Source organism: Pseudomonas sp. HS-18, from assembly GCF_020401845.1.
Lineage (GTDB): Bacteria > Pseudomonadota > Gammaproteobacteria > Pseudomonadales > Pseudomonadaceae > Pseudomonas > Pseudomonas nitroreducens.
Window position 1 is genome coordinate 4,346,208 of record NZ_CP084413.1, and the last position, 12,779, is coordinate 4,358,986.

The window sequence follows — 12,779 nt, forward strand, 5'->3', positions numbered from 1 at the left end:
GCCTGACTCAGCAGCTAGGGACCGTCCGCGAGCAAGCTCGCTCCTACAAAGCCCCGGCCTGATTTGCGCTGGTGAGCAGGCACAAAAAAGGGATGCCGAAGCATCCCTTTTTCCATCTGAAGCAACCTCAGTAGAGATTCGGCTCCATCTCCAGCTCCACGCCAAAGCGCTGCTGGATGTCATCCCGGATACGCAGCGCCAGATCATGCAACTGCGACCCGGTAGCGCCCCCGTAGTTGACCAGGACCAGCGCCTGCTGCGCGTGGACGCCAGCAGCGCCCTCGCGGAAGCCCTTCCAGCCAGCCTTGTCGATCAGCCAGCCAGCAGCCAGCTTGCTCTGGCCGTCACCCTGCGGGTAGGCCACCAGGTCGCTGTAGCGCTGACGCAGCGCCACTGCCTGATCCGCGGACACTACCGGGTTCTTGAAGAAGCTGCCGGCATTGCCCAGCACAGCAGGGTCCGGGAGCTTTTCGCGACGAATCGCGCAGATCACCCGCGAGACGTCGGCCGCCGTCGGTTCGGTCACGCCCTCCTCCGCCAGGCGCTGGCGCACAGGACCGTAGTCCAGGTGCAGTTTTGCCACACGGCTCAAGGCGAAGCGCACACGCAGGATCAGCCAGCGACCGGGCTCGCGCTTGAAGCGACTTTCGCGGTAGGCGAAGGCGCAGTCCTCCAGGTCGAACTCGCGCAGCTCGCCCGTCTGGCGGTCCAGCGCGGTCAGGCCGGCGAACACATCCTTGAGCTCCACGCCATAGGCGCCGATGTTCTGCATGGGCGCAGCGCCCACGGTACCCGGAATCAGGCTGAGGTTTTCCAGCCCAGCGAAGCCCTGGGACAGGGTCCAGCGCACGAAGCCGTCCCACACCTCGCCGGCCTCTGCCTCGACCACCACCCGCTCGCCATCATCACTGAGGATGCGAACGCCGCGGGAAGCCATGCGCAGCGCCAGCGCCTCGACGTCGCGGGTCAGCAGCAGGTTGCTGCCGCCACCGATGACCATCAACGGCAGCCCCTTCCGCACCGCCGCAGCAATGCCTTCGCGCACCTCGGCGTCGTCATGGGCCTGGGCAAACCAGCGTGCCGCGACATCGACGCCGAAGGTATTGTAGGGCTTGAGGGAAATGCGTTCTTGCAGTTGCAGCGTCACAGTCGCCCCTTCACTTCCGTCAGCAGGCCGTCGCAGGCCCTTTCCACCAGGTCCAACACCCGCTCGAAACCATCCTCGCCGCCATAGTACGGATCGGGGACTTCGTCGATTTCCAGCTCGTAGCGAGCCAGGAACAGGTCCAATTCGGCCTTGCCGCTGCTGCCGCGCAATCGCTTCAGGTCACGCAGGTTGGCGTTGTCCATGGCCAGGACCAGGTCGTAGCGGGAGAAATCCGCCGCACTGACCTGTCGTGCCCGCAGGCTCGACAGGTCATAACCACGGCGCAGCGCCGCGGCACGGGTGCGCGCATCCGGCGCCTTGCCGACATGCCAGTCGCCGGTGCCGGCCGAATCGATCTCCACTCGATCCTCAAGGCCCGCCTCGCGGACCTTGTGGCGGAACACGCCTTCGGCGGTGGGAGAACGGCAGATATTGCCCAGGCAGACGAACAGGACCTTCATCAGGCCCCCAGGATGCGCCGCACGCGCTCCAGGTCTTCCGGGGTATCGACGCCGGCTTGCGGCGCTTCCAGGGCGTCCGCCACATGGATGCGCACGCCATGCCAGAGCGCCCGCAGCTGTTCCAGGCATTCGGTGTCTTCGAGCCAGCACGGCCCCCAGGCCACGAAATCACGCAGGAAGCGCGCGCGATAGGCGTAGATGCCGATGTGGCGGCGGTAGGGCACGTTGGCCGGCAGCGATTCGCGATCCACGGCGAAGGCATCGCGCGCCCAGGGCAGCGTGGCGCGGCTGAAGGTCAGGGCCAGGCCGTTCTTGTCGCTGACCACCTTGACGATGTTCGGGTTGAACAGCGCGGCCGGATCATGGATTTCCTCGCACAGGGTGGCGATGCCCGCTTCCGGGTGTGCCGCAAGATTGGCGGCCACCTGGTCGATGATCGACGGCGGCACCAGCGGCTCGTCGCCCTGCACGTTGACCACGATGGCGTCGTCGGCCAGGCCCAGCGCATCGGCCACTTCCGCCAGGCGGTCGGTGCCGGAGTTGTGGTCGGCGCGGGTCAGCACCACCTGGGCACCGAAGCCTTGGCAGGCATCGAAGATGCGCTGGTCGTCGGTGGCGACCACCACCTGGGTGGCAGAACTTTTGCCGGCCTGCGCCCAGACGTGCTGGATCATGGGTTTGCCGGCGATGTCCTGCAGTGGTTTGCCGGGCAGGCGGGTGGAGGCGTAGCGGGCGGGAATGACGACGGTGTAGGCCTGGCTCATGGGATTACTTGTCCAGACGCTCGTCGACGTTCAGGGTACGCGCCTCGCCTTCGAGCATCACCGGGATGCCGTCGCGCACCGGGTAGGCCAGGCCGTCGGCCTTGCAGATCAGCTCGGACTTGTCGTCGGTGAGCTTGAGCGGGCCCTTGCACAGCGGACAGGCGAGGATATCGAGGAGTTTCGGGTCCATGGTGCGTTCCTTGAGCTTGAAAGGATTGAAAGCTGGCAGCGCAGGTTACGACGGCGGATCAGCGGGCGACCAGGCGCTCGAGCTGGGCGTCGAACCAGGCGACGAAGGCCGGCGAGGGCTGCGCTTCGACGGCGAGGTACCACCAGTCGGGCGCGGCGAAGGACCGGCATTTCACCGCATCCTTCTCGGTCATGACCAGCGGCAGTTCCGGCGTGAAGCGCAGCTGCTCGGCGGTAAAGGCCGCATGGTCGGGGAAGGGATGCGGAATCGGCCGCCAGTTTAGCGCCTCGAGCGTCGTGAAGAAACGCCGCGGGTTGCCGATGCCGGCCAGGGCATGGAGTGCCTGACCGGCGGGGAAATGCTCGACGCCACGGCGTTCACCGCTGGCCAGGTTGATCAAGGCAGATGGTTGCAGGGTGAAGGAGAACGCCCCCGGCGGGTCGCTGGGCGCGCCGTTGTACAGCACGGCGTCGACTTCACCCAGGCGCTCGGCCGGTTCGCGCAGCGGCCCGGCGGGCAGGCAGCGGCCGTTGCCGAGACCACGGGCGGCGTCGATCAGCACCAGTTCCAGGTCGCGGGCCAGGCGGTAATGCTGCAGGCCGTCGTCGCAGAGGATCAGGTCCAGGGGTTCTTCGGCGAGCAGTGCGCGCACGGCACTGGAGCGGTCCGGATCGATCATCAGCGGCACGCCGCAACGGCGCACGATCATCAGCGGCTCGTCGCCCGCCTCCGCTGCCGACTGTTCGGCGCGCACGCGCCAGGGCGTCTGCGGCGGTTTGGCGCCGTAGCCGCGGCTGACCACGCCGACCTTCAGCCCGCGGGCGCGGCACTGCTCGATCAGCCAGAGGATCATCGGCGTCTTGCCGGTGCCGCCGACGGTGATGTTGCCGACCACGATGATCGGCACCGGCGCGCGATAGGCCGGCTCGGCGCCGGAGAGGAAGTCCTGCCGGCGGCCTTGGGCTACTCGCCGGTAGAGGAGTTCGAGCGGTCTGAGCAGGGCAAGGGCCGGGTGGCCCTTGTACCAAGCGTCGAGCAGGCGATCGGAGAACGCCATCAGGGGCTCTTCTTGTCCGCCCGGGACTCGATAGTGGTGATGCGCAGGTGGGTGAAGCCCAGCTTGCCGGCGGCATCCATCGCGGTGACCACGGACTGGTAGTCCACCTTGCCATCGGCGGTGATCACTACCGGCAGGCTGTTGTCGCCGGCGGATTCGCGCTGCATGGCGTTCATCAGGTTTTCCAGGTCGTCGCGCGCCAGGCTCTGGCCGTTGAGCGCGTAGTGACCCTCGACGCTGATGGAGATTTCCAGCTGCTTGATCTCGGTGGCTTCGGGCGGCGTGCCGCTGACCGCCTCGGGCAGTTCAACCTTGAGCTGCGACGGCTTGGTGAACGAGGTGGCGACCACGAAGAACAGCAGCAGCACGAAGATCACGTCGATCAGCGACGCCAGGTTGATGAAGACGTCCTCGCGGGCCGCTCCGCCCGCTCTGCGGCGGAATTTCACGCTTTGCCTTCCTCGACGAAGTCGACTTCGCGGTCGCCCTGGGTCACTTCCACCAGCTTGATGGCTTCCTGCTCCATGGCGATGACCAGCTCATCGACGCGGCGCAGCAGGTAACGATGGAAGAATACTGCGGGGATCGCCACGATCAGGCCGGCCGCGGTGGTGATCAGGGCCTTGGAGATGCCGCCGGCGAGCATCGGCGCGTTGGCCATGCCATCGCCCATGAAGGCGCTGAAGATCTGGATCATGCCGAACACCGTGCCCAGCAGGCCGAGCAGCGGCGCCATGGCGGCGATGGTGCCCAGGGCGTTGAGGTAGCGCTCCAGCTCGTGGATCACGCGGGAAGCGGCTTCCTCGATGCACTCCTTCATGATTTCGCGGCCGTGCTTGGAGTTGGCCAGGCCGGCGGCGAGGATTTCACCCAGCGGGGAGGATGCGCGCAGGTCCTTGAGGGCCTGGCTGTTCATCTTCCTGTCCTTGATCTGCTTCCATACCTGGCCGAGCAGTTGCGGCGGGGCCACGCGGCTCAAGCGCAAGGTCCAGAGACGTTCGGCGACGATCGCCATGGCAGCGACGGAGCTCAGCAAGATCGGCAGCATCATCCAGCCGCCAGCTTTGACCAGTTCCCACACAGTGGTGAATCCCCTGAAAAAAAGTGGCGCCACTCTAGCACAGGGGCCGTGACGAGCCGACCGCCCCAGGGTCAATTTTCCTGCCAGAAATGTGCGCCTTCCCGCACTCCCCCAAGCTCGCCATGGGCACCTAGGGTCAGGACTAGCGCGCCCTCCTCCGCCGTATCCTGAATCCGTATGCCCAGCGTACGGAAGCGCTCGACGACCGACGGGTGCGGATGGCCGTAGGGGTTATTGGCACCGCGCGAGATGATCGCGGTGGATGGACGGATCGCCCGCAGGAAGGCCGGCCCGGAGGAACTACGGCTGCCGTGGTGCCCGGCCAGCAACCAATCGATGCGCTCGGCCGGATGCGCCGCCAGCCAGGCCAGTTCGGCAGATTGTGGCAGGTCGCCAGTGAGCAGGATGCGCTCGCCATTGGCCTCGACTTCCAGCGCGCACGAGCGGTCGTTGCTTTCCCTGGCGCCTGCCCACGTCCAGCTGGACAGGCGTACGCCATCAACCCTCCATTCCTCGATTCGACAGGGGCTTGCCTGCAACTCTGGCGCCAGTCTTTCCGGCTCGCCACTGATAACCTGCGCAGGCCGGAGTGAATGCTTCACCGCCAACGCACCGCCGGCATGGTCATTGTCCGCATGGCTGAGCATCAGCAGATTGAGCTTGCCGACGCCAAGACTCCGCAAGGTCGGCACCACCACCCGCTCGCCGATATCGAAATCTCCGTTGCGCGCACCAGTGTCGTAGAGCCAGCTCTGACTGCGGGTACGGATCAGCACCGAAAGCCCCTGCCCCACGTCCAGTACGCGGATCTCGGCCATGCCCGGCGCGGGCAGCGGAATGCTCGGCCAGAACACCGGCAGGAACATCACCAGCCCGAGCGAGCGCAGCGGTACTCCCGCCGGCGCCAGCAGCAGGAGCGCACCGAGCATCGCCAGTATCAGCGTCCAGGTTGGCGCCGCCACCGGCTGCCAGGCGGGCGCCAGCTCGGCCATCCATCCGAGCAGACGAAACAGTATTTCCAGCAGGCCGCCGGACACCCAGAGCAGCAACTCCCCCACGCCGGGAACCCCCAGCGCCAGACTGCCCAACAGAGCGAGCGGAACCACGACCAGCTCCACCCAGGGCACCGCAATCAGGTTGGCGGCGACACCGGAAATGCTCAGCGGCAGGCCCAGCGCGATGGACGCCGGCAACAACCCGATCGCCATCAGCCACTGCGCACGCAGCCAGGTGCGCCAGGCCGTCCAGCGCCCCAGGCGGCCGGAGAAGCCGAAGATCAGCAAAGCCACCGCCGCGTAGGACAACCAGAACCCCGGCAGCAACACCACCAAGGGCTCAGCCACCAGCACGGCTAGCAAAGCGCCCAGCAGCGGCGTCCACAATCCCCGATGGCGATAGCGCAAACGCCACAGCAGGACGATGGAGACCATCACGCACGCGCGCTGCAACGGCACCTCGAAGCCCGCCATCAGGCTGTAGGCCCAGGCACCGCTGGCAGCCAGCAGGCAGGCGCAGGGCAACCAGGGCAGACGGGATGGCCAGCAGCCCAGGCGCGCCAGCCCCGCCACGACGGCGTAGAGCAGGCCCGCCAGCAGGGAAATGTGTGAGCCGGAAATCACCATCAGGTGCAGGGTTCCGGTGTCCTGCAGGACCTGCCAGTCCGCCGTGGTCAACCCGGAAGCGTCGCCCAGCACCAGCGCGGCAAGCGCACCAGAGCGCCCCTGGGCGTCCACTGCCAGCAGGCGTTGCCTCCAGGCTTCGCGCCAGACGCGCGGGCCGCTGGAAGCCTCCAGGCGCTGCCCGTCCTTCACGCTGCCGGTGGCGCCGATGCGCTGGGCAGTGAGCCAGGCCTCGTAATCGAAGCCCACGCCGTTGACCATGCCGTGGGGACGCTTGAGCTTCACTGCCAACCGCCAGCGCTCGCCACCTTCTACCGGCGGCCCGCCGAACCAGGACAGGCGCAGTGTTGCCGGAACCTGCGCGCGCGGGCTGGAAACCTCGGAGAGCACGAAGCGCACTGAAGGCCCCGAACGATCCGGCAAGCCCTCTACCCTGCCCTCCAGCCACAGCGTGCGGCCGTCCAGCTCCGGCGCCAGCCGGTCATCCAGCGCCCACTGGGCCGATTGGCAGGCCCAGGCGAAGCCGAGCAGGAACAGCCCGACGAAGTAGCCGCGAGTGAACAACAGAGGCAAAGCGCACAGTGCGAGAAGCAGCAGCACCCAACCAGATGGCAGCGCCGGCAGCCAGCGCAGCGCCAGCAGTCCCAGGGCCAGAGCGAACATCCCTGCAAGTGGCAACGACTTTATCCCCCAGCGTCACCGAGGCCACGCACGACCACCGATCCGACAGGCCGACGGCGGTTACACACGGACATAGTTGGCAACGAATGACTGTCACCTAGCTAGGCATAATGTGGCGTCGTCCGTCTGCCAGAGATTTCCTTCATGCCGCGCCGAATCTTCAAGCGCTACATGCCGGATCCGGAGAGCATCAGGAACCACAAGGGCCTGCGCTTTCTCGGACCGCTGATCCAGTCGCCCAACCTCTGGCACCTGAATCGCCGCTCCGTGTCCCGCGCCATGGGCATGGGGCTGTTCGCCGCGTTCATCCCGATCCCGCTGCAGATGCTGCTGGCCGCCTCGTTGGCCGTGTGGGTACGGGCCAACCTGCCGATCTCGGTCGGGCTGGTCTGGCTGACCAACCCGATCACCATGCCGCCGGTGTTCTACTGCACCTACAAGATGGGCGCCTGGGTCATGGGCATCCCCGCGCGCGCCCTGCCCGAGCACCTGACCTGGGAATGGATCAGCGGCGAGTTGTCGCTGCTCTGGCAGCCCTTCCTGCTGGGCTCGGTGATCTGCGGCATCCTGGTCGGCCTTCTCGGTTACCTGCTCACCGAGGGGTACTGGCGCTGGTGGATCGGCCGAAGCTGGCGGCGGCGCCGGGCGCTGCGGAATCTGCAGCAAGGACTTTAGGCACTTCCTTGCAGGAGCGAGCCTGCTCGCGAACCGCCAAGCCCCGGAGCCGTCGACAGGTTTGTTCGCGAGCAAGCTCGCTCCTGCTGGGTGATCCCTGAAACGAAAAAGCCGCCCCGAGGGGCGGCTTTTTCGTGGGCCGATGAATCACTCGTAACGCAGCGATTCCGCCGGCTGGGTCGAGGCCGCGCGCCAGGCCGGGTACAGCGTGGCGAGGAAGCTCATCGACAGCGCGGCGACGCAGATCAGGACGATATCGCTGATCTGCGGGTCGGACGGCAGGTAGTTGATGAAGTAGATGTCCGAATTGAACACGTGGGTGCCGGCGATGCGCTCCAGGGTCGAGACGATGGCGGTGACGTTGTACGCCGCCAGCACGCCCAGCACGCAGCCGATGACGGTGCCGATCAGGCCGATCACCGTGCCCTGCACCATGAAGATCGCCATGATCTGCTTCGGCGTGGCGCCCAGGGTGCGCAGGATGGCGATATCCGCGCGCTTGTCGGCCACCACCATGATCAGTGTGGCGATGATGTTGAAGGCGGCGACCGCAACGATCAGCAACAGCAGTAGGCCGATCATGGTCTTTTCCATCTTCATCGCGCTGAACAGGCTGCCCTGGGTGTGGGTCCAGTCCACCGAGCGGTAGCCGTCGCCCAGTTGCTTGGCGATGGCCGCACCGACTTCCGGCGCCTGGAACAGGTCTTTCAGGGCGATGCGCACGCTCTGTACCTGGCCCGGTTGCCAGCGCAGCAGGCTGGTGGCGTCGTCCACATGGATCAGCGCCAGGGTGCTGTCCAGTTCGGCGCCGACCTTGAAGATACCGACCACGTTCAGGCGCTGCATGCGCGGGGTGATTCCGCCGGGCGCCGTGCTCGGCTCCGGCACGATCAGCAGCAGGCTGTCGCCGACATTGACGTGGAAGCGCCGCGCGGTGATCTCGCCGATGACCACACCGAACTCGGTAGCCTTGAGGTCGTCCAGGCTGCCTCGAACCATGTGCTGGCCGATGATCGACACCTGGGTTTCCAGCGCCGGGTCGACGCCGTCCACCTCGATGGGCTGCATCATCCCCTTATAGGAGAGCATGCCGTCGACCTCGGTGTAGGGCACCGCGCCGACGATCTTCGGGTTCTGCTTCGCCACCTCGGCCACATGCTGCCAGTCATCCAGCGGACCGCTGGTCTTCTGCAACACGGCGTGGGGGACCATGCCGAGGATCCGCGAGCGCATTTCCTTCTGGAAGCCATTCATCACCGAGAGCACCACGATCATTGCCAGCACGCCCAGGGCGAGGCCGATCATCGAGGTCAGGGAAATGAACGAGATGTAGTGGTTGCGTCGCTTGGCCCGGGTGTAGCGGGTGCCGATGAAGACGGACAGGGGTCTGAACATTCCGGTATCCCTCAGGCGGCGACCAGCCGGCCCTCCTCCAGGCGCAGCACACGGTCCATCTGCTGGGCGAGGTGGGTGTCGTGGGTCACTACCAGGAAGGCGGTGCGCAGGGACTGCGACAGCTCCAGCATCAGCTCCTGGATACCGTGGGCGGTGTGCTGGTCGAGGTTGCCGGTAGGCTCGTCGAGCAGCACCAGCTTGGGCGTGTTCACCAGGGCCCGGGCGATGGCCACGCGCTGGCGCTCGCCGCCGGACAGCTCGGACGGTTTGTGGCTCAGGCGATGCCCCAGGCCCACGCGCTCCAGCAACGCCGTGGCGCGCTGACGTGCCTCGGGGATCGGCGTCTTGCCGATCAGCAGCGGCATGCAGACGTTCTCCAGCGCGGTGAACTCCGGCAGCAGGTGGTGGAACTGGTAGACGAAGCCCAGCGCGCGGTTGCGCAGCAAGCCGCGCTGCTTCTCGTTGAGCGCCGACAGCTGTTCGCCGGCCAGCCAGACGCTGCCGGTGCTGGGCGTATCGAGGCCGCCGAGCATGTTCAGCAGGGTACTCTTGCCCGAGCCGGAGCTGCCGACGATGGCCACGCGCTCGCCGGGCAGCAGTTCCAGTTGCACGTTGGACAGCACTTCGACCGACTGCGGGCCTTCCTCGTAACGCTTGCCGAGGTCGCGGCAGCTCAGGACGGCCTGATCGTTGTTACTCATAACGCAATGCCTCCGCGGGCTGGGTGCGCGCCGCACGCCAGGCCGGATACAGGGTGGCGAAGAAACTCAGGATCAACGCGGCGCTGCACACCAGGATCACGTCCTCGCTCATCAGCTGCGAGGGCAGGTAATCGATGAAATACACGTCTGCGTTGAGGAATTTGTGGCCCAGCAGCCGCTCCAGCAGGGCGATGGCCGAGCTGACGTTGAGCGCCGCGAGGATACCCAGCACGCCGCCGATACAGGTGCCGATGACGCCGATCACCGTGCCCTGGACCATGAAGGTCGCCATGATCTGCCCCGGCGTGGCGCCCAGGGTGCGCAGGATGGCGATGTCGGCCTTCTTGTCGGTGACGACCATCACCAGGGTGGAAATGATGTTGAACGCGGCGACCGCGACGATCAGCAACAGCAGCAGGCCGATCATCGATTTCTCCATGCGGATGGCCTGGTACAGGTTGCCGTGGCTGCGGGTCCAGTCACGGGCGAAGTAGTCGTTGCCCTTCAGGGTGCGGGCGATTTCCCAGGCGGTGCGCGGCGCCTGGAACAGGTCGTCGAGCTTCAGGCGCAGGCCTTCGACCTGGCCTTCCTTGAGGCGGCGCATGCGCGCCGCGTCGTCGATGTGGACCATGGCGACGTAGCCGTCCAGCTCGCCGGCGCCGACGTGGAAGGTGCCAACCACGGTGAAGCGCTTCATGCGCGGGAACATGCCTGCCGGGGTGACCGAGACTTCCGGAGCGATGAAGGTGACCTTGTCGCCCAGTTTCACGCCGAGGTTCTTCGCCGCCTTGTCGCCGATCAGGATGCCGAACTCGCCGGGCTTGAGGCTCTGCAGCGACCCTTCCTGGAAGAACTGGTCGATGATCGAGACCTTGCTCTCCTCGTTCGGGTCGACGGCGTTGATCAGCACCTTCTGCACCGTGCCGCCGGCGCTGAGCAGGCCCTGCATCTGGATGAAGGGCGCGACTTCCAGCACGTTGGGGTGCTGCGTCTTGATCTGCCCGGCGATGCCTTGCCAGTCGGAAATCGGCTGGTAGGACTCGACCGTGGCGTGGGGCACCATGCCCAGCACGCGGGTACGCATCTCGTGGTCGAAGCCGTTCATCACGGAAAGCACCACGATCATCACCACCACGCCCAGCGCGAGGCCGATCATGGAGGTGAGCGAAATGAAGGATACGAAGTGGCTGCGGCGTTTGGCGCGTGTGTAGCGCGTTCCGATGTAGACGGAAAGTGGTCTGAACATGAGGGGCCGATTGAGAAGATGAAGAGTGCGTCGAGCGTCAGATCCTTCTGGCGTGCGACTTCCGTGTGGCGAGGCCGGGCAGGCGGCTTTACACTCAGACCATCACTGCCGCCGTGGGTTCGCCATGTCCACTCCAGACGCGGATAACCGCCGCGAATACTATCGTATTGAAGATACGCTCGCATTGGAATTTCGCCCGCTGCGCGAGGACGAAATCCAGTCGCAAGAAGTGCTTCAGGATGATTCCGCGCTGTTCAATCTGCTCAGCGACCTGCACCTGGCCGACTTCGAGTCGCAGCACCTGCTGCGTCATATTCACGATCGCGACCGCCCCCTGGCCAGCTATCTCAAGGTGATGAACAAGCGCATCGACCTGATCGCCCAGGCGCTCACCCAGAGCCTGCTCAGCGAGATCGGCCCGGCGCGCCGGGTGACGCTGTCCGAAGGCGGCATCAACTTCCGCGATGCCCAGCCGCTCCCGGTCGGCCAGGACCTGGCGCTGAAGATCGTCCTGCTACCCCACGGCCTGGGCCTGCTGCTGCGCGCGAAGGTCACCCACTGCCAACAGCAAGCCGAGGGCGACTACGAGATCGGCACCGAATTCGAGATGCTCGGCGACGCCCCGCGTCAGTTGCTGGCTCGTCACATCCTCCAGCGCCAGGCACTGGAGCGCCGGCAGGCCAAGGCCCGCGAAGAATGAACAAACGCATCTGCTTGCGCCACCTGCTGCTCCTGTTGAGCCTTGTCACCCCGCTGCCACTGCCGGCCGATATCCTCTCGATACCCGTGGGTGACCAGGGCGATCCGCATATCGTGCTGCCGAACCGCGGCGACAGCCAGAAGGCCGTGCTGGAACGCTTCGGCTTGCCGGACGAGGAACACCCGGCAGTGGGCAAGCCACCGATCACCCGCTGGGACTACCGCGAATTCAGCGTCTATTTCGAGAGCGGGGTGGTGGTCGATGCTGTCCGCCAGCACCGCTCGCAGTACCTCAAGGACCTTTCACCGACTCCCAAGGAGCCCCAGTGACTCTGATCTATGGCCATCGCGGCGCCAAAGGCGAAGCACCGGAAAACACCCTGAACAGCTTCCTGCACTGCCTGGAGCACGGCGTGAAGCGCTGTGAGCTGGACCTGCACCTGTCCCGCGACGGCGAGCTGATGGTCATCCACGACCCGACGCTCAAGCGCACTACCGGTCGCCGCGGCAAGGTCTCCGAGCAACTGGCGGATGACCTGGTGACCATGGACGCCCGCGAAGGCGGCCCCGGCTGGTTGCGCCCCTGCCCTATCCCGCGCCTGGCGGAGTTGTTCGAGCGTTGCGAGTTCGAACACTGGCAACTGGAAGTGAAAAGCGCATCGAAGGATCGTGCCAGCCGCACGGTACAGGCCATCCACCAGTTGGTGGGCCGTTTCGGTCTGCGCGACCGGATTACCGTGACATCGAGCTCGCGCACAGTGCTGCGCGCGCTGGAGGAACTGGCGCCGGACCTGTCACGCGGGCTGGTGGCCGAATACGCCTGGCTCGACCCATTGAAGGTCGCCGCGCACTACGGCTGCGATCTGCTGGCGCTGAACTGGATGCTGTGCACCCCGGAGCGCCTGCTGAAAGCGCAGAAGCAGGGGCTGCATGTGTCGGTCTGGACGGTCAACGAGCCGGCCCTGATGCGCCGGCTCGCCGATTTTGGCGTGGATAGCCTGATCACAGACTTTCCCGGTTTGGCCACTGCCACGATCGGGAATCGCTGAGCAGGTTCCCCCCG

The 12,779-nt window shown here is 66.0% G+C and carries 15 protein-coding genes; 4 read left to right on the top strand and 11 right to left on the bottom strand.

Features of this window, described 5'->3' with window-relative positions:
* Nucleotides 1-127: 127 nt before the first annotated feature.
* From murB to LDJ84_RS20190, 8 genes are all read right to left on the bottom strand, one after another.
* On the bottom strand, nt 128-1,147 hold the full coding sequence (gene murB, locus LDJ84_RS20155; protein WP_170858385.1) for a UDP-N-acetylmuramate dehydrogenase: 1,020 nt from the start codon (nt 1,145-1,147) through the stop codon (nt 128-130).
* The gene (locus LDJ84_RS20160) at nt 1,144-1,608 is read right to left on the bottom strand and encodes a low molecular weight protein-tyrosine-phosphatase (protein ID WP_170858384.1); all 465 of its coding nucleotides are present in this window, start codon (nt 1,606-1,608) and stop codon (nt 1,144-1,146) included. Before LDJ84_RS20160 ends, murB begins: the two co-directional genes overlap by 4 nt.
* Nucleotides 1,608-2,372 (bottom strand): 3-deoxy-manno-octulosonate cytidylyltransferase, encoded by a 765-nt coding sequence (gene kdsB / locus LDJ84_RS20165; protein WP_065084902.1) that lies wholly within the window; start codon nt 2,370-2,372, stop codon nt 1,608-1,610. Before kdsB ends, LDJ84_RS20160 begins: the two co-directional genes overlap by 1 nt.
* 4 nt (nt 2,373-2,376) lie before the next feature.
* Nucleotides 2,377-2,562: a Trm112 family protein gene (locus LDJ84_RS20170; RefSeq protein WP_009621404.1), complete on the bottom strand. Its 186-nt coding sequence runs from the start codon at nt 2,560-2,562 to the stop codon at nt 2,377-2,379.
* A 58-nt stretch (nt 2,563-2,620) separates the two neighbouring features.
* Nucleotides 2,621-3,619, bottom strand: coding sequence for a tetraacyldisaccharide 4'-kinase (gene lpxK / locus LDJ84_RS20175; RefSeq protein WP_226045332.1), 999 nt, complete (start codon nt 3,617-3,619; stop codon nt 2,621-2,623).
* Nucleotides 3,619-4,068 (bottom strand): ExbD/TolR family protein, encoded by a 450-nt coding sequence (locus tag LDJ84_RS20180; RefSeq protein WP_024766674.1) that lies wholly within the window; start codon nt 4,066-4,068, stop codon nt 3,619-3,621. Before LDJ84_RS20180 ends, lpxK begins: the two co-directional genes overlap by 1 nt.
* The gene (locus LDJ84_RS20185) at nt 4,065-4,700 is read right to left on the bottom strand and encodes a MotA/TolQ/ExbB proton channel family protein (protein ID WP_024766675.1); all 636 of its coding nucleotides are present in this window, start codon (nt 4,698-4,700) and stop codon (nt 4,065-4,067) included. The genes LDJ84_RS20180 and LDJ84_RS20185 overlap by 4 nt, the downstream gene beginning before the upstream one ends.
* A 71-nt stretch (nt 4,701-4,771) precedes the next feature.
* Nucleotides 4,772-6,982 carry a DNA internalization-related competence protein ComEC/Rec2 gene (locus tag LDJ84_RS20190; RefSeq protein ID WP_226046608.1) on the bottom strand — a complete coding sequence of 737 codons (2,211 nt, stop codon included), beginning with the start codon at nt 6,980-6,982 and terminating at the stop codon, nt 4,772-4,774.
* A gap of 162 nt (nt 6,983-7,144) precedes the next feature.
* Here LDJ84_RS20190 and LDJ84_RS20195 point away from each other — a divergent pair, with 162 nt between their 5' ends.
* Nucleotides 7,145-7,675: a DUF2062 domain-containing protein gene (locus tag LDJ84_RS20195; protein WP_065084899.1), complete on the top strand. Its 531-nt coding sequence runs from the start codon at nt 7,145-7,147 to the stop codon at nt 7,673-7,675.
* Nucleotides 7,676-7,822: 147 nt separating this feature from the next.
* Here LDJ84_RS20195 and LDJ84_RS20200 read toward each other — a convergent pair whose 3' ends face one another.
* The 3 genes from LDJ84_RS20200 to LDJ84_RS20210 are packed head-to-tail and all read right to left on the bottom strand — an operon-like array spanning nt 7,823 to nt 11,017.
* Entirely contained in the window at nt 7,823-9,070 is a 1,248-nt protein-coding gene (locus LDJ84_RS20200) for a lipoprotein-releasing ABC transporter permease subunit (protein ID WP_226045333.1), read from the bottom strand.
* Between the two features lie 11 nt (nt 9,071-9,081).
* On the bottom strand, nt 9,082-9,771 hold the full coding sequence (gene lolD, locus LDJ84_RS20205; protein WP_024766679.1) for a lipoprotein-releasing ABC transporter ATP-binding protein LolD: 690 nt from the start codon (nt 9,769-9,771) through the stop codon (nt 9,082-9,084).
* Entirely contained in the window at nt 9,764-11,017 is a 1,254-nt protein-coding gene (locus LDJ84_RS20210; RefSeq protein WP_226045334.1) for a lipoprotein-releasing ABC transporter permease subunit, read from the bottom strand. Before LDJ84_RS20210 ends, lolD begins: the two co-directional genes overlap by 8 nt.
* Nucleotides 11,018-11,141: 124 nt before the next feature.
* On the opposite strand from LDJ84_RS20210, the gene LDJ84_RS20215 reads away from it, so the two are divergent.
* Genes LDJ84_RS20215 through LDJ84_RS20225 form a run of 3 tightly spaced genes read left to right on the top strand, consistent with a single transcriptional unit; the run spans nt 11,142 to nt 12,765 of the window.
* Entirely contained in the window at nt 11,142-11,717 is a 576-nt protein-coding gene (locus LDJ84_RS20215) for a PilZ domain-containing protein (protein ID WP_024766681.1), read from the top strand.
* A 14-nt stretch (nt 11,718-11,731) separates the two neighbouring features.
* Nucleotides 11,732-12,046, top strand: coding sequence for a hypothetical protein (locus tag LDJ84_RS20220; RefSeq protein WP_024766682.1), 315 nt, complete (start codon nt 11,732-11,734; stop codon nt 12,044-12,046).
* Nucleotides 12,043-12,765, top strand: a complete 723-nt coding sequence (locus tag LDJ84_RS20225; protein WP_024766683.1) for a glycerophosphodiester phosphodiesterase — start codon at nt 12,043-12,045, stop codon at nt 12,763-12,765. Before LDJ84_RS20220 ends, LDJ84_RS20225 begins: the two co-directional genes overlap by 4 nt.
* Nucleotides 12,766-12,779: the final 14 nt, after the last annotated feature.